The following is a 16,318-nucleotide window of genomic DNA, read 5'->3' as shown; positions in this document are numbered from 1 at the left end:
GGAACGGGGTCGATTAGTTGGACCTCGATCCGTCCGAGAAAGTTCGGCGATTTCATGGGCGGACCAGGGCGTAGCCAATGCCGTGGACGGTTCTGACGACCTCGGAGCCGAGTTTGCGGCGTAATGCCCGGACGTGGCTGTCCACGGTTCGGGTGGCCGCCGCCTCGGAGAATCCCCAGATATCCGACAGCAGGCGCTCCCGCTCGAACACCTGGCCGGGCCGCTCGGCCAGCCGTCTGAGGAGATCGAACTCGGTGCGGGTGAGCTGAGCTTCGACGCCGCTGACGAAGACCCGGCGCTCAGCGGTGTTGATCTCGACCGTACCGACCCTGATCACCGTGTCCTCGGCCGCGAGCTGGCTGGCCCGCTCAACCCGCCGCAGCAGCGCGTGGATCCTGGCGACCAGCTCCCGCATGCTGAACGGCTTGGTGATGTAGTCGTCCGCGCCGACCCCGAGCCCCACCAGCACGTCGGTCTCCTCCCCGAGCGCGGTCAGCATCAGCACCGGAACCGGCCTGGCGGCCTGCATCCTCCGGCAGACCTCCAGGCCGTCCACCCCGGGCAGCAGCCGATCGAGAACCACCAGATCGGGCTCCGATTTCGCGTAGGCCGCGAGCGCACCCTCGCCATCGCTCGCGACCCGCACGTCGAACCCCTCGGCGACCAACCGGGTCTGTACGGCCCTGGCGATCGTCTCGTCATCCTCAACCAGGAGAATCCGCCGCTGCTGGGGAGATGCCATGCCCCGCAGCGTAGAGGCCCAACGTGCAGACGAGTTACCCCTCAATGTGCAGAAATCGTGCATCCACCCGCCGGGACACACTCGCGCCACCACATCCACGACCGCGGCCCCACCACGACTCGGGCTGGGGCTCGGCGCCACCGACGGCTCGGCGGAGGGGATGACCGTCGCGGGCGGATTCGTCGCTGAAGCCCTCGGGGACCGGGGTCGGCGTGGGCGAGGCTCAACGGAGTCGCTACCCTTCACGTCCTACGCGACGACGACCGATGGTGGCGTCGAGGGCTGCCAAAGTCGATGGCGCGAGCCGCCGTCCTCCACACGTCATGCGCGACGACAACGCCCAATCTGGCAGAGGCCACAGCTACCGGGTCCCCCTCCTTCACACGTCATAGCGATGGGGAAGGTGGCGCCGGAGAATGTCGGTGGCAACAGCTACGGTGTGCGTGTGATCGATGTTGAGGGTTACTTGCGACGGCTACGGCTGCTGCACGACGGCCCGCCGAGCGTGGCCGGGCTGTTCCTGCTGCAGCAGACCCACGTCGAACGCGTGGCATACGAGAACCTGGCCATCTGGCTCGACCAGCCCACGACCGTGGACCCGGTGGAGTCCGCCGAGCGCATCATCGCCGGTCGCGGCGGCTACTGCTTCCACCTCAACGGCGCCCTCTGGGCGTTACTGACCGCCCTCGGCTACCAGGTCACCCGCCATTACGGCAGCGTCCAGGGCACCCCCGAATCACCCTCCGGCTCGATCGGCAACCATTTGGTCCTCACCGTCTCCGGCCTGCCCAGCGCAGAAAACCCGACCGGCGAGTGGCTGGTCGACGCGGGCCTCGGCGACGCCATCCACGACCCCATCCCGCTGATCGCCGGCACCTACCACCAGGGCCCGTTCGTCTACGGCTTACGCCCCTCCGAAGCCGAACCCGGCGGCTGGCGCTTCGACCACGACCCCCGCGGCAGCTTCACCGGCATGGACCTGCGCCCCGGCCCCATCAGCATGGACGCCTTCGAAAACATGCACAAACACCTCAGCACCTCCCCCGACTCCTCCTTCGTCCGCACCTCCGCCATCCAACGCCGCGACGCCCACGGCGTGGACACCCTCACCGGCCTCGCCCTCCGCCGCCTCGGCCACAGCGACACCACCACCATCCTCGACCGCGAGGAAGACTTCGCCGAAGCCCTGGCCGACGTCTTCGGCCTCACCCTCACCTACCAAGAACGCACCCAACTCTGGCCCCGCCTCTGGACCGCCCACGAAAAGTGGCTCACCACAAAGAAGGCCTGATCAGCCTGCGTGGCGAACGCACGCGGCACCGGATACCACCCGAGGCGCCATGGGTAGATCGACCGTGCACAGCAGCGTGGCGATTGGGACAAGGAATCGCGCGCCAGACATTCCAGCCGAGGGCGCCGGGGCAGGAGTCGAACCTTGGCGCCCCCAGTGACCGGACACGGGTCGACAGCGGCAGAACTGTGGGGACCGGGCTGCCGGTCGGTGAGGAATTCTGCGAACAGGGCGGCAACGGTGGCATCCCGATCGGAGGCACCTCGTCAGGCGATACCGCTGCGTACGGCAAGGGCACGTAGTTCTACCGGCGTGGGGCCAGGCCCATACAGCATGCCGGAGATCAAGGTAGCCACCGAGGGCCGGTTGATCTCCTGCGGGGCGAGCCGTTCGGCGATCAGCAAGGCTTGGACGGCCTGGTTGGGGCGACCGTACTGCTCCCAGGCGCGGGCGGTGTCGACGCAGTAGCGGGCGTGTCGTTCGGGTGTGGGCAGCAGACTGTGGTTGACCGTGCGGGCGTGGTCGAGAGCTATGCCCGGTTCGCCGAGTGCGGTGTGGATGCCGATGCGGTAGACGCCGACGTTGGCGGGAGTGGGCAGCCTGCCGCGGCGCACGGTGTCGGGTAGGCGGCCGGCGGCCTGTTCGGCTTCGCCGATCAGGTCAAGCGCCTGGGCACGTCGGCCGTTCTGCGCGCAGGAGTAGGCGGCGGTGCAAAGCAGCGCGGCGTACACTCCGAGCACCTCCGGATCGGCCTCGCCGGTGTCGGCACCGAGCCCGAGCGCGACCCGGGTGAGCAGACTGATCGCGCCATCGTGGCGGCCTTGCCTGCGCATGGCGATCGCCACAGAGCGGGCGGCGCCACCAACGGCGACCACGTCACCCGATCGGTTCGCAGCCGTAAGCGCCCTGTCCGCGGCAACCCACGCCATACCATCCTGGTTGAGCTTGACCGCGAGTTCGGAGGTCAACGCATAGGCGTCGGACAACTGGGCGAGCGTCTGGTCGCGATCGTGGCCGCTGGTGTGCTCGGCCGTGCCGCGCGCCGTGGTGACGATTCGAGGGAGAATCAGAGAGAGCTCGTCATAGCGGCAGGCATCGAACACCGTCCTAGCCGTCGCCAACGCCCGGCGCAGCTCGACGACGGTTGCCGCGGAGGCGCCCTCGGATCCGGCGGCCCCGGTCAACACCTGTTCCAGGCGGCCCGCGAGAGTGGCGGCGTCCGCCGGTTGCCCCGGAGCAAACAGCGCTGTTGTGGTGATACCGGCGAGCCCTGCGAGAAACCGGCGTCGCTGCACGGCCTCCTCCTCTGCTGCCACGTCGGCCTCAACCCTAACGGGCGGCACCCCGGGCAGGGCAGGCATCCGACGGTCGGGGGTCGTGTCGTCGGGGGCAAGGGGAGATAAGCCGAGCCATGAGGGCGGGATCGCCAGTTCTCGGGCAAGCAGGCGCAAGGTGTCAATGTCGTGCAGGGCTTGCTGGCCGGTTTCCAGCCGGGAGATCGTCGCCGCCGAGTAACCAACCCGTGCGCCCAGTTGGTCTTGGGTGAGGCCGCGGGTGCGCCGCGCGAGCCGTACGACGGTCGCGTAGTCGCCAACGGCGACGGCGGCCCGCAGTTGAAGGGTGGGTGCCTGGGGATGTCGCGTGCCTGCCACATCGGCTCCCTGGCTGAGACGCCGGGATCCTCATCGTAGGCGGATGGCCACGGGTTGTGATCTGAACTGTCCGGTGACACCGCGGTTACCTGGACGCAGGACTTGCGCGTTATGCAAAGGATCTTGCGCAGCCTGCAGGAAGGCTGTCGTCGTGGCCCCTACCGAGGTGTCGTGAAGTGCAAACCCAACCCACATTCAAGCGAGGCAGGATATGGACGGCCAGTTCGACGACGAGTTCCCACCCGGCGAGCAAATCCCCCGCCAGATCGAGGTCCACTTCACCTCCTCCCCCACTCCGTACGGCCCCGGTGTCCACATGGTCATCAACGGGACCCGCGTCGGCGACCCTCTCACCGACAACGGGTGGCGTGAGACCGGCTACCGCTGGCACGACGCCCTGCACCTGGCGCACGCGATGTGCCTGGGCTGGTCCCCCATCCTGCGCGGCCTGGCCAAACTCAAGCGCCGCAGTGACCCGCGCGTGGACCACATCGAGGACGGCGGACGCGCGGCCGTGGCCGACGAGGCGATCGCCTGGGCCGTGTTCTGCCGAGCCCGGCACCGCGACTGGTTCGAGCACGACCGGCGGGTGGACGGGGACCTGCTCGACTTCGTGCAGGCCATGACATATGGCCTGGAGGTCGCCGAGCGCTCCCGCGCCGAGATCGAGCATGCCATCCGGTCCGGGGTCTCCTGCATGCGCTCGCTGTGGTGGCACAACGGTGGGATCTTGCGGGGGGATCTACGTCAGCAGTCTCTGGAATGGCACCCTGCTACGGGCGCACCTGGGCTGTCCGTTCCGCGGGCAGGCCCCACCTGGGAGGGAAGCGGTAGTCGATCGGTGCCGTCGTATGCCGGAATTCCTGCTTGATTCTGGTTCGGCCGGATACGCCGGGTACGGCGGGGTGGCTGGCGCGGGTGTATTTCGAGACCTCGCAGAACACGTTCTGCCAGTCGATCAGAGTTGGCCAGCGGCCCCACAGGTCGTGAAAGTCCAAGCCGAGCCGGTCGAACTGCTCGTGCGAGACGTCGGCGATCCAGGCCACCACCTCCGGGGGTTTCAGGCCGCCGGTGTCGGCGAAGATCTTGGAGATCCCGTCCAGGCAGCCTGGACCGGCCACGACGAACTCGTTCTCGCCGACGTCGACCATGGGCGAGTAGGCCAGGTCGATGGCGTACTGGTAGGCGAGGAATGGCCCCAGCGAGGGCAGCGCGAGCAGCAGCTCGTATACCTCGCGCAGCCCGGCGGCGTCTGCGAACCGCTTGGGCAGGGCGGAGGCCATGGCACGTTCGATCAGCCGCAGGTGGTTGCCGTGCTTGCGCGCCTCGCCGAACCCTGGATTCGGAACGATGTACGCCCCTGAGTAGACGCGCTCCCCCCGAGCCATCGCCGCTGTGAGCACGGAGTTGTAGGCCGCGAAGGCGTAGCCGTCCCACGTGGGAGGCGCGCCAAGGGAGTCGGTGAGCAGTTCCCAGGTCTCGATCCGGTTGAAGATCTTGAATATCAGGATCCGGAACACCACCTCGTCGAGCTCCTGCGGCCCGGTGTGGATGACGTCACGGATCAGGTACTGCGAGACGCGGTCGGCCGCGCGGTACACGTTGGTGAACTTGTGCCGTCCGATGATCCCGTCGGTGGTCCACGGTGGCGGGTCGCCGACGGCTCGGCGGTGGAACACGCGCTGGCGTTCGGCGGCGAATCGCCAATAGGTGTCGAAGACCTCCGGACGGATCCACACCGTTCGGCTACCAACCCGCACAGCGCGGACCTCACCAGGGAACGGCAATCGGTTCTGCGGCACACACGGAAGTTAGCGCAGCCCAAGCGGCACATCAGCGAGTTCGCCAGCACCTGGAGAGCCCGTGCACAACCTGCGCATGACGAGTTGGCTAGTGGCTGCTGGATGACTGCGGGCATCAAGGTTGGGCGTCGCTCGGGATGAGCATGAGACGTCACTGGAGTTGAGCATGTCAGGGACCGAAACCCTGCGAGGGGCCAGCGACACGATCGTGAGCACGATGAGGGTTGGTGCCGCGCGGCTCTCGCCTACCCGCCGAGCGGGTCGGCAGGCCGATCCTGTTCGGCGCTGGACCTGTGATGGTGTCCGCTTCTGCCGATGAGCGGGCGTTTCGGGGCTCCCCGGAGCCGGGTGCGGACATGATCCGCGAGGTGGCGCCGATGTCTGAGCCGGTTGGCCGCACACCACTGCCCACCAAGTGGAGCGATTGAGCATCGATCACACGGGAACGCTGCTCACTCGCTCCATCCATCGTGCCCGCATCAGGCACCCATGCCTACCGCCGCACGTGACCAGGCTCGGGCACGTGCGGTCGGGGCGGCCCCTCGTCAATTGGCTCAAGGCCTACTCGGCATCGCAGGTCGTGGCCTCGGATCCAGTCGGTTCCGTGGACCTCGTGCCAGTACTCTCGCCCTTCCCGGCCGCCTCGATGGGGGCGTAGCGCCGCCGTTGAAGCTCATCGCGTTCGACGTCCGGGATCGTCATCGACTCGGCGAGCACGGCGGCGAGCGCGTCCAGGTGAGTGTTGTCGATGTCAGTGTGGAAGAGCCACCGGATGTTCTCGTCGCGCGTGATGAGGTCGATCGCCGAGCGCGCGCTTCTGTCCTGTGTGGTCGCTGCTCGGACGTATCGCACCCGGTCAATCGGGATGCCTTGATGGATCTCGCCTTGCTCAAGGAATGCGTTCGTCTTGGCCGTGATGATGCGGCGATCCGTGACGGCGACCAGCAACTTCTCCTTCGCTCCGCCGAAGATCGCAGAAATTGGACCGGGAGCATCGAGTTGGTCGGGGAAGCCGAGGACACGTAGGGTCTCACCGTCCTCGAGGAACCATCGCAGGATGCGAAGGTACGGCTCGAGATCCAGCGATTCGGGTGCGCAGACGACGCCCGGAGCCTCGAGCGGAGGGGCCGGCGGATGGAGTGCATCGGCAAGAGGCTCGATCGCCTCGAGAAGACGGGCGGAGGTCTGGCGGGCCGCAATCGAGTCCTTCCGCTTCCCCGGCAGCGGCAGCGCGGCGCGTCCGGGGAGCTCGACGATGATTCGTAGCTCCCGCGTCAGCGAGTCGACGAGGTTCGTCGTCTCGGCGAGGGCCGAGTCGAGCTCCGTGCGAGTGTCACGCGCAATGATGTCGACGAGCCGGGCCTCGCCGGCGTCTTCGGGTCCAGCGGCACTCGCCCGCGCGGCGTGGAGCGCCTGATATCCGGTCCATGCCTTGGCGGAGGACAGAAGGGCGTTCGCGTCGAAGAGGATCGCCTCGGCGTTGGTCTCGAGATACTCACGGCGGCCATGCGCGTCGACCCGATGGATCTGCCGGATGTGATCGCCGACGTTCAGTCGGTACTGCTCACGCTGCTTACGCAGCGACGCTTCACTACCCGCGACGGTGTCCCACAAGGAGGTTGGGACCGATTCGGCCTCTCGCGCCCGGTCGACTACGCGATCGACGGTGGCGACGAGCGCCGTCAGCTCAGCCCACTGCTCGTTGCGGATGGTCGTGAGTATCTGGCTTGTCAGCGCGATGTTGGTTCTGACAAGGCCTGTGATCTGACTCAGTTGCATCTGAAGGGCGACCATGGCCAGCGCCGGCCCGATCGTCACCGCGATCTGCGCCGCGCTCACCGCAGTCACGGGGATGAAGCGGGCCTGATGAACGATGCGACCGGAGGAGAACACCGTTCCGAGGTTCGCGCCATCCTTGACGGCGAGCGTTCCACCGGCCTTCAGTAGGGCCTGTGTCGCGTCGCTGATCCTGTAGAGCCCCTGCGCGCTGGCGAATGCGTTTTGTTTCCGAGGTTGCCGGCCACGGTCGCCGTGTTTCCGATCGAGGCGAGGACTGTGGAGATCTGCTTGCGGTCGGCGGCCGACACGAGCCCAAAGTCGATCAAATCGAGCTTGAGTTCCGCCGGGACCTCACCGAAGACGACAGCAACCCCTGGGAGCACCTCCGCCAGGACCATCGATGCCGTCGTTGAGTCGACGTCCGAGTTGGGTGTCGGATCGTCCACAACAGGCGAGTCGGCGGTATTGCTCTGGCCGTTCTCCTCAGGCTCGGCGATCTCCATCGAGTTCGAAGGGTCCTGCATGCGATCTCCTCCGCGCGGGGGGCGCAACGACCAGACGTCGTCGGCGTTCACTGCCGAAGCCTATGGCTCGACGCCCTGCGGTTCAGTGGGAACCGACGTCCCGTTGCTCCGCGAACGTCAGGATTCGCCCGCGCCACGATGGGGCGTTTGATGCTGGCTAGCTCTACCGACCACGCCACGGCCATGCCGCATTCCGCGCGGATCTCGAGGTGCGTCATTCCGCGAACGAACCGCCCGCACTTGCCGCTTGGAGGGCGTGTGCGAGTAGTTCTGATGGACACCACGTAATCTCGTGATCGGCTATGTCGGCTTGGGTTAATCTGGCGATGACTGTGCGCTCGTTGGCTGGGTGCATAGAGGAGCCCTGCACCACTTGAAGCGGGTGCACTTCTAATTCTCCTTGAGGCGCGATCGGCGGCCGAAGGCCACTTGCATGCGCTCGAGAAGTTCCCTCCGCCGGGGATCCAGATCAGGGTCTGCCAGCATCCGCTCGCGACGGCCCCTGTGGTGCGCTTGGCGAGCTCGGATCAGTGCCTCGGGAATTGGCGTGCCGTACAGGCGCCTGGCGAGCGTGGCCTTCGCGTACTCCGGGAGCTCATCGCTGTAGGTGTTCTTCTTGAGATTGCAGAACCAGTGGGTGATGCGGACGTTGTCCCGGGTGTGCGTGCCTCCGCCGGCGAGAGCGTCGCGCAGCAGGTCGGCGTAGCTGACCGCCACGGCGTCGTAGGAGGTCCGGGTGTCGTCGAGCCAATCGGGGACGCGCATGCGGTGCACAATAGCCCCGACTCAAGCGGTGGCGTCGCCCTGGGCAACGCCACCATCGATCCGCGCGAGTGAAACAGTCGTGACCCTCATGTATATGCTGGCCATGATCGCGTGCACGATCTGCCGATGAGAGCGTGCTTGCATACCCGATCCACGCTCCGGGGCCGCCGATCAGATGCGGTAGCCCCGCCGCCCCGGGCACGGGTTGCCGTAACTGTCCTGGTGCGGGCGCATCACCGTGGAAGGGCTGGCCCGGTCGAATTCGCGTTGGCAGTAGGCGCAGCGCACCCGGTAGCGGGCCTGCGGGCGCGGGCTCGCTCGGGTAGAGGGCAAGAGACTGGAGCGGCGGGAGGAGGAGAATGTGGTGCGTTCGCCATACTCCCCAGCTTTCGCCAGTTCGATCTCGAAGCGGGGCTCGAACTTGATGTCGGTGTTCTCCAGCGATGTGATCTTCCAGTTGAACAGGCTCTTGATACCGGGCCCGGATGACACCCGCCGGTCTGGTCCCAGACGTAGAGGTACTCCTGTCCGATCGCGCCCTTGCGCCATTTGAACGCCAGGGAGTAGGGCTCGACCAGTCTCTGTACGCCGTCGTAGGTCATGCGCAGCAGGGTCTGCGAGCGCCCAGCATGCATGATCGGGGTGCGCAGCTCCGCTGGGAAGAAGGCAAGCTGGTTGGCGTCGCCGTAGTGGAACGACGAGAACAGCGACCGCAGCTCTCCCCTAAACCGGTCCACCGCCATGGTGAAGTCCATCCGGCTCTCTGTAACGCAGACAATCTTGTTCCAATAGCCGCGCATGACCTCAAATGGCACTGCCAGCAGGAGTCCGAGGGCGGCTTGCGGGCTGGGCTCGAAGATCGTCTTGCGGAGGAACGTCGTGACGACCGTCGTCTTGTCCACCGCGACGTCGTTGTTGACGAAGATTGAGTAGACGAGGTCGAACAGGTCGTTGGACATATGCCGTTGCAACAAACACTTCAGCTTGTCGGCCAGGGCCTCCTCCAAGCTGACTACCTCAAGCGTGGTGACGCAGTCGGCCTGGTCGGAGTAAGGATGGATGAGCTTACGCTGTTGAATCGGCAGGTAGAGGCGGCCGAACTCGGTAACGTCCATGCGCAGCGCAATGGTCATCTTGCTGGCCTTGCCGTAGAAGTCCTTGAAGTACAACGTGAACTTGTGCACGGTTTTGCCGCTGTCGATGCTGCGTTGGTCGGTTTGGGCGTTCCGGTCGAGGTCGAACTCGACGCCGGTGCGTCCCTGGACCATTCGACAGGCGCTGTTCAGCGTGTCGAGCAGTTGGCCGGGGTGCAGCCCGGCTGGGGCGGCGAAGTCAAGGTCGCCGGAGAACCGGGTGTTAACGAAGTATGCCTTGCGGAATGCGTTGCCGCCTTTGAGGACGAACTGGTCGCGCATGACCCGGTTGTCGCCGTACAGGCCAGCCAGCAGCCACCCGTACAGGTAGTCGCGCTGCACGTCGGAGGTGTGGACGCCGAGGAGCTTGCTCGTCGCATCGATCTCGTCACGGTCAATCACGGGAAGATTCTCCCGTCTGTCCGTTCCCATCCACCACCGGGTTACCGCCGCGTCTGAGGGAGTCTCGACCTTGACCCAGCACGTGAACGTCCGCTCATGCCGCGAAGAGGGCACGGCACGCGGGCGCTGGTTACCGCTATGGCGAAACACCCCGGCGACAGCTTGAGCACGGCTGGAGGTTATCGGTCAGGACATATCACAACGTTGATGTGCACCTGCAATGACGTCCCGTGCTCACGACCAGTGACACGTAACCTCAAGGAGGTAGCGGGCGTAAGACGTCGGGGTTGGTATGACCTGAGCCAGCGATGGGGGTCATGCGCCCGCGTGGAGGTGCGCGGCCCATTGCGATGGCGTGAGCGGGTCCTGGCGGCGGAGGGACTGAACGGCCTGGTGCAGAGCGTAGGGGGCGCGGCGGGTGTCCACCTTCCCGTCCCCCGTGGCCAATGCGGAATAGAAGGTGTCGGCGATCTGTACGGCGGATCTGTCCGCGATCTCCCACAGGGTGCCGATGACGTGGGGAATCCGGCCATCTGGAAGGCCGAGGTCAGGTGGATGGACTCGTCCAGCAGGTCCGTGTGGCTGGTGAGCGCGGTGGAGCAGGCCGACAGGTAGGCCAGGCGGGCGTGGCTGAGGGTGATCGGGGCCAGGCTGGCGACGGTGAGCGGATCGTGCTGGTGGTCGTGGAGCAGGAGCCTGCTGGCCGACGGGTCGGCGGGGTCGCTGAGACCGTGGCAGGCGAAGTGGGCGATCGCGCACGTCGTCAGGTGGGTCAGGACGCGGGTCTTGGTCGGCGTCGTCTCCGCCGGAGGGCTGGCTGCGCGACCTGGCGGTTCGGTAAGCGCGACGGCACCGGGCAGGTGGTCGGCGACCAGGCGAGCCTCCCGGATGACCTGGGGTAACCGGCCCCGGTAGAGCAGGCCGGGTGTCGTGGGCATGGCCACGATCAGTGCCCGCTCCGCGCCGGTGGGCGGAGTACGGGCGGTGGGATGCTGGCGGGCGTGGCGCAGTGCGGTGACGGTCGGGGTGTAGGAGGACACGACCCGGTCCAGCACAGCGCGATGTTGTGGGTCGGAGTCGGCGGCGTGGTGTCCGGCGGCGTGGATCGGCAGGAGCGTGAGCAGCCCTCCCGGCGCCCACCACACCCGCGGCCACCGCGTGATGTCGCCCCGAGGCGGGCCGTCGATGCCGAGCTCGTGCAGGACCGGGCCTGCGGCGACGTCCCACAGCCAGGCGAGCACGTCCAGGATGACCACGTCGTCCCCGGCTTCTCAGAGCTTGGCGGAACCGGTCAATCCGGTCGACCAGACTCGCCTGATCGAGGCCGGTCAGTTCCACTGCGCTGATGCCGGTACGGGTGAGGACGAGGGCGTCACTACGAAGAGAGCTGACGTTAAAGGTGACCACCGGTCCCGAGGTCGCCTGTTCGGTCAGTTCCTCGATGCTAGGCGGGAGGGCAAAGGACGCGAATCCGCCCAGCGACCGGATCCGTTCCATCACGTCGGCCAATTCAGCAGCCATCCGGTGACGGTCATCCATCGGCCCGCTGCCCTGCCAATCCATCGGTAATACGGCCTCCCGTAAGATCGGCTGGTCAAGCTGGTCACGCAGGGCCACGAACCGGTCGGCCAGGTCCGGGTGTCGCTCGCGAAGGTCGCTGAGGTCACTTCGGGTGTGCAGGGTCTGGCTGAGCAGAGCGGCCCGTCCCGCTTCCAGCAGCCGCAGAGCCTTCTGGCCGCGAACGTCGGAAGGTGCGATGGTGTCGGCCAAGGCGTAGGCGGCCGCGTCGGCGGCCAGCCCGGGGAATTGGCCGATCATATGTTGCTGATCGGAGCGTTCGAGTTGCCGGGGGCTCACCTCCGGCAACAGCCGGACCGCGGTTTCCAGGAGTCCGCCGGCTCGCGTGGGATCCGCCGCGATCAGCCTGGCGGCTTGGTGCGCCGCACGGATCCGCTGGGATGGAGCTCCCACCACACTCCGAGCCGCCTCTTCATAGGCGTCCACCGCTTCATCTCGGTCCGCCGCATGCCCGCTCTGTTCAAACCGGATCTGCCCCGCGATGCCGAGGTTCGTGAGACGCGCGGCCCGTGCGGGGTGGTCGGACGGAGTGGCCCGTACGGCCTGCCGGAGGGCGCTGATCGCCTGGTCCAGATCTGCCGGGCTACCACTGTGCGCGTACCGCGTTTGCAGGGCGATGCCGAGGTTGGTCAGCCGGGCTGCGCGCGCGGGATGGTCGGGTGGGGTGCTGTCCACGGCGAGTTGCTGGATGGTGAGGGCTTCCTCCAGATCTGAACCGATGCCGCCGTGCTCGTACCGGGTCTGGAGGGAGTTGCCGAGATTGTTCAAGATCATCGTGCGGTCGAGATGGTCGGGTGGAGTGACCTCCGCTGCCTGCCGCAGGTGGGTGATGGCTTCTTCCAGGTCCGCCAAGGCTTGGCTGCGCTCGTACCGCGTCTGCAGGACGTTGGCGAGATTGGACAGGCGGAGGGCGCCGTCGGGGTGGTCGCGTGGGGTGGCTTCCACCGCCTGCCGTTCGATGGCGATGGCCTGTTCCAGGTCCGCCGTGTGCCCAGTGCGGGTGAATCGTGTCATAAGCGCGTTGCCGAGGTTGCTCAAGTGCATGGCACGGCCCGGGTGGTCGTGGGGGGTCGTTTCGGCCGCCTGGCGCAGGCTGGTGATCGCTTCTTCCAGGTCCGCCAAGGCACTGGTGTGGACGAAGCGTGTCAGCAGCATGTTGCCGAGATTGTTCGAGATCATCGCCAGTTCCGCGTGATCGTGCGGAGTCGCTTCGACGGCCTGGCGCACGCTGGTGATGGCCTCTTCCAGGTCACGCAGGTCACCAATGCGGGCAAACCGTGTCTGCAGCGCGTTCCCCAGGCTGCTCAGGTGTGCGGCGCGGGCAGGGTTCCCAAGTGGGGCACTTTCCACCGCGAGGCGCATGCCGATGATGGCCTGCTCCAGGTCCGCGACCGCTCCGCTGCGGGCGAACCGCGCCTGTAACGCGCCGACGAGATTGCCCAAGATCGTCGAATGATCACGCGCGGTGGAGTCCAGCGCCTGGTTCAGGCACGAGACGGCGAGGTCCAGATCTGCCAGATCACCGGTACGGGCGAAGCGCACCTGGAGCGCGCTGCCCAGGTTATTCAGGCGCGCGCCGCGGTCCGGATGATCTTTTGGGGTGATCTCGACGGCCTGCTGGTGGGCGACTATGGCCTTATCTAGATCGGCCGGTTCGCCCACGCGCGCGTACCGAGCCTGAAGCACGTTGCCGAGCGCACTCAAGATCGTTGCTCGGTGTGGGTGATCCGGCAAGGAGCTGTCGATGGCTTGCCGCTGAACGATGATGGCCTGGTCCAGATCGGCCCGATCGCCGGTGAGAGCGAACCGCACCTGGAGCGCGTTGCCAAGATTGGTCAGGCGGCTGGCGCTGCCGGGATGATCGAGTGGCGTTGTCTCCACAGCTTGGCGCAGGCAGGTGATGGCCTCCTCCAGATCGGCCGGGCTGCCACCATGCTCGAACCGCACCCGCAACGCGCCATCGAGGCTACTGAGCATCGCCGCATGGTCGGGGTGATCGGTTCCCACGGCCTGGCGCAAATTGGTGATGGCCAGTTCCAGATCCGCCTGATCGCCGCCGCGCTCGAACCGTTCCCGCAACGTGATACCGAGGTTGGCCAGGAATCCACTACGGGCGGGGTGATCGGCCGGAGTGAGGTCGACGATGCGCCGCCACAACCGGACGCCACGTTCCAGCAGATCCGGATCAGCCGAGTTCAACGCCCGGTTGAGCAACGTGATCGCGTGCGGGACCGCCTGAGCGGCCAGGATCGGTAACAGCGATTCTGGAAGATCCTCATCAGCGATCTCGGCCAGAAAGCACACGCCGAACATCTCGGCCGCGGCGACCAGATCGTCCTGGGCCTCTCCCTCGGGAAGCCCTTGATAGCGGTGCCAATGCCACCAGCCGAGCACACGCCGCGTCTCAAGATGGGATTCCTGGCCAGTCAGACCCGCGGCCAGGTGCCGAGCATCGGCAATCGCGACAGCTTCCAGCAACGGTGACGAGTCACCGGTCGCCGTCACCTGCCTAAGCCGCGCCCGCACCGTATCCAGCAGGTCGTCCCGTTCGCTCACGGCTTCTCCCGCGACCACACCACGACACCTTGTCGCGAACGACAATAATCACTGCGGCACACACGAAACGTAGCGCGGCCAAGCGGTACGTGAGCGAGTTCTCCCGGCGCCCTGGAGTGGCCGCGTCTGCGCCGCTGCGGCTGGTTATGGTCTCTCCTATGCGCGTCGAAGTGAGCGCCGCCGGCCGATGGGGGCTGCCCTCCGTGTTCCTGGCGCAGGTCGCGGTCTTCGGATCGGCCGTCTGTCTCCTCGATCTCGCCGCTGACCGTCCGGCCGGTGCACGGCCTGCCGTGATCTTCTTCGCCGTCGCCGCGATCCTTTTCGCGTCCATGGCCGCCCTGATGCGGTACGGGTCGCGCCGGACCGTCGCCGCCACCCTGTTCGGCATGGGGTTCCTGGCACCCGCGTACCTGGGTGGGCTGGTCGCAGTGCACTTCACCGGGGCCGGTCTTTCGGATCCGGGCTGGTACCCGGTCGCCCGGGCCGTGACACTGGCTGCAGCGGCGGTGGCGTACCTGGCCAGCCTGTGCCTGATCGGCGCGCGCCGGACGCCCAGCCCGGCACCCAGGATGGCGCTGCTGCTCATGCGACACCTGCCGCTGGTGGCCGTCAGCGTCACATTGCTCAACTTCGTCGCGATCCACCAAGCGGACCTCCTCGCGGCGGAAGCGGCGCGGGCGAACCCGGGAGAGTACGCGAATGGCGACTTCTACCTGGATGGAGCCCCTGCCACCGCCTGGACGCACGGGGCGATTCTCGGCATCGCCGGAGTCGTCGCCCTGGTGCTGGCGGGGATCGCCCGGCGGCGCGGAGTGTCCGCCCCGCTCCTGGTCGGACTGGGGGTCGCGGGGCTTCCCTACCTGTTCCTGCTGCTGGCGGCGCCCTTCGTACTCAGCGGGGCCAGCGGCGAGCCCGTCCCCCAGGTGCTCGCCGACGGCCCCGGCTGGTACCTGCCCGCGATCGCCACCCAAGTCTCGCTCGCGGGCATCGCGTACGCGGTGATCATGGCGCTGATGGTCAGAGCGGGGAGCCGTCAGCCGGCTAGGCCGTGGAGGGTTTCGGCTACCAGGGTGCCCAAGGACGGGAGGTGGTAGCCGCCCTCTTGGACGGCGACGATGGGGATGCCGAGGGAGGCGATGATCGTCCCGGTCTGGTGGTAGCCGGAGGTCGTGACGCGGAGCGGGCTTTCTGGGTCATCGGCTGCGGCGTCGACGCCGAGGGAGACGACGACGGCTTCGGCGCCGAAGGCTTCGGTGGCGTCGCGGAGGCGGGTGAGGGCGGAGAGCCAGGTGGCGTCGCCGGATTCGGGGGTGATGGGAATGTTGAGGGTGGTGCCCTGGCCGGGACCCGTGCCGGTTTCGTCGGGGAAGCCGAAATAGTGGGGGAACCAGCCGGCGCCGGGGTCGACGTGAGCGGAGCCGTAGAAGACGTCGGAGCGCTCCCAGAAGATTGCCTGGGTGCCGTTGCCGTGGTGGGCGTCCACGTCGATGATCGCCACTTTGGCGAAGCCGTGGTCGCGGAGGGACTGGGCGGCGACGGCGGCGTTGTTCAGGTAGCACGAACCGCCGTAGCCGGCGGGGGTGGCGTGATGTCCAGGCGGGCGGCAAAGGGCGTAGGCCACCCGTTCCCCTGCGGCGACCAGGTCGGCGGCGGTCTGGGCCGCGTCCACAGCGGCTCGTGCGGCCTGCCAGGTGCCCGGCCCGACCAAGGTCATCGTGTCGTAGCAATACAGCCCCGCGCGGGCATGCGTCGCTACCGGATGATGCGCGGGCATTCCGGCGAGCATGGCCTCAGTCGGGAAAACATACGGCACCACCCGATCCTGACCGTAGTCCCGCGGATAGCCGCCGTCCTCCCACTTCTGCCACACCTCCCGCAGATGATCCACGAACGCGGGCTCGTGCACCGCCCGCAGCACCTCGTCCCCGTGCGGCGCTGCCTCGACAATCGGAAACCCACCCGCGGCCAGCTCGTCGCGAATGACCGTGACCCGCTCCGGGACCTCGGTCCCCGGCGTCCGCACCCCGATCCAGATCTCGGCCCCGGGCACATGCGCCAACGTCTCAGCTGACCAGACCACCGTCGCCACGACGC

16 protein-coding genes are annotated in these 16,318 nt (G+C 67.1%); 7 read left to right on the top strand and 9 right to left on the bottom strand.

Annotation, left to right across the window (positions count from 1 at the left end; all coding sequences use genetic code 11):
* Positions 1-52 precede the first annotated feature (52 nt).
* Positions 53-742, bottom strand: a complete 690-nt coding sequence (locus ABGB08_RS31515; RefSeq protein ID WP_347597481.1) for a response regulator transcription factor — start codon at positions 740-742, stop codon at positions 53-55.
* A 445-nt stretch (positions 743-1,187) separates the two neighbouring features.
* Between ABGB08_RS31515 and ABGB08_RS31510 the strand changes: the two genes are divergently transcribed.
* Entirely contained in the window at positions 1,188-2,033 is an 846-nt protein-coding gene (locus ABGB08_RS31510) for an arylamine N-acetyltransferase (protein WP_347597478.1), read from the top strand.
* A 266-nt stretch (positions 2,034-2,299) separates the two neighbouring features.
* On the opposite strand, the gene ABGB08_RS31505 is transcribed toward ABGB08_RS31510, so the two are convergent.
* Positions 2,300-3,685 (bottom strand): helix-turn-helix transcriptional regulator, encoded by a 1,386-nt coding sequence (locus ABGB08_RS31505; RefSeq protein WP_347597475.1) that lies wholly within the window; start codon positions 3,683-3,685, stop codon positions 2,300-2,302.
* A 211-nt stretch (positions 3,686-3,896) separates the two neighbouring features.
* Here ABGB08_RS31505 and ABGB08_RS31500 point away from each other — a divergent pair, with 211 nt between their 5' ends.
* The gene (locus tag ABGB08_RS31500) at positions 3,897-4,556 is read left to right on the top strand and encodes a hypothetical protein (protein ID WP_347597472.1); all 660 of its coding nucleotides are present in this window, start codon (positions 3,897-3,899) and stop codon (positions 4,554-4,556) included.
* Here the strand turns inward: ABGB08_RS31500 and ABGB08_RS31495 are convergent.
* From ABGB08_RS31495 to ABGB08_RS31470, 6 genes are all read right to left on the bottom strand, one after another.
* Positions 4,459-5,424, bottom strand: a complete 966-nt coding sequence (locus tag ABGB08_RS31495; RefSeq protein WP_347597469.1) for a nucleotide kinase domain-containing protein — start codon at positions 5,422-5,424, stop codon at positions 4,459-4,461. The two genes, ABGB08_RS31500 and ABGB08_RS31495, sit on opposite strands and share 98 nt — an antisense overlap.
* 624 nt (positions 5,425-6,048) lie before the next feature.
* A complete protein-coding gene (locus ABGB08_RS31490; RefSeq protein ID WP_347597466.1) occupies positions 6,049-7,380 on the bottom strand; it encodes a hypothetical protein in 1,332 nt (443 codons plus the stop codon).
* A 47-nt stretch (positions 7,381-7,427) separates the two neighbouring features.
* Complete coding sequence (locus ABGB08_RS31485; RefSeq protein WP_347597463.1) at positions 7,428-7,790, bottom strand: hypothetical protein; 363 nt, start codon at positions 7,788-7,790, stop codon at positions 7,428-7,430.
* Between the two features lie 390 nt (positions 7,791-8,180).
* Positions 8,181-8,555: a hypothetical protein gene (locus ABGB08_RS31480; protein WP_347597460.1), complete on the bottom strand. Its 375-nt coding sequence runs from the start codon at positions 8,553-8,555 to the stop codon at positions 8,181-8,183.
* 233 nt (positions 8,556-8,788) lie between these two features.
* Positions 8,789-10,090, bottom strand: a complete 1,302-nt coding sequence (locus ABGB08_RS31475) for a nucleotidyl transferase AbiEii/AbiGii toxin family protein (RefSeq protein WP_347597457.1) — start codon at positions 10,088-10,090, stop codon at positions 8,789-8,791.
* Positions 10,091-10,269: 179 nt separating this feature from the next.
* Positions 10,270-11,346 carry a CHAT domain-containing protein gene (locus ABGB08_RS31470; RefSeq protein ID WP_347597454.1) on the bottom strand — a complete coding sequence of 359 codons (1,077 nt, stop codon included), beginning with the start codon at positions 11,344-11,346 and terminating at the stop codon, positions 10,270-10,272.
* A gap of 382 nt (positions 11,347-11,728) precedes the next feature.
* On the opposite strand from ABGB08_RS31470, the gene ABGB08_RS31465 reads away from it, so the two are divergent.
* The 5 genes from ABGB08_RS31465 (at position 11,729) to ABGB08_RS31445 (ending at position 15,318) form a co-directional block, all read left to right on the top strand.
* Positions 11,729-12,382: a hypothetical protein gene (locus ABGB08_RS31465; RefSeq protein ID WP_347597451.1), complete on the top strand. Its 654-nt coding sequence runs from the start codon at positions 11,729-11,731 to the stop codon at positions 12,380-12,382.
* A 12-nt stretch (positions 12,383-12,394) separates the two neighbouring features.
* Positions 12,395-13,090, top strand: a complete 696-nt coding sequence (locus ABGB08_RS31460; RefSeq protein ID WP_347597448.1) for a hypothetical protein — start codon at positions 12,395-12,397, stop codon at positions 13,088-13,090.
* Positions 13,091-13,120: 30 nt separating this feature from the next.
* Positions 13,121-13,312 carry a hypothetical protein gene (locus ABGB08_RS31455; RefSeq protein WP_347597445.1) on the top strand — a complete coding sequence of 64 codons (192 nt, stop codon included), beginning with the start codon at positions 13,121-13,123 and terminating at the stop codon, positions 13,310-13,312.
* A gap of 105 nt (positions 13,313-13,417) precedes the next feature.
* Complete coding sequence (locus ABGB08_RS31450; protein WP_347597442.1) at positions 13,418-13,924, top strand: hypothetical protein; 507 nt, start codon at positions 13,418-13,420, stop codon at positions 13,922-13,924.
* A gap of 458 nt (positions 13,925-14,382) precedes the next feature.
* Positions 14,383-15,318, top strand: coding sequence for a hypothetical protein (locus ABGB08_RS31445; protein WP_347597439.1), 936 nt, complete (start codon positions 14,383-14,385; stop codon positions 15,316-15,318).
* On the opposite strand, the gene ABGB08_RS31440 is transcribed toward ABGB08_RS31445, so the two are convergent.
* On the bottom strand, positions 15,258-16,313 hold the full coding sequence (locus tag ABGB08_RS31440; RefSeq protein ID WP_347597436.1) for a histone deacetylase family protein: 1,056 nt from the start codon (positions 16,311-16,313) through the stop codon (positions 15,258-15,260). The genes ABGB08_RS31445 and ABGB08_RS31440 overlap by 61 nt on opposite strands.
* Positions 16,314-16,318 lie beyond the last annotated feature (5 nt).

It is taken from the genome of Acrocarpospora sp. B8E8 (assembly GCF_039871605.1).
GTDB classification, from domain to species: Bacteria; Actinomycetota; Actinomycetes; order Streptosporangiales; family Streptosporangiaceae; genus Acrocarpospora; species Acrocarpospora macrocephala.
Note: the sequence above shows the minus strand (reverse complement) of the source record. Positions and strands in the feature narration are given on the sequence as shown.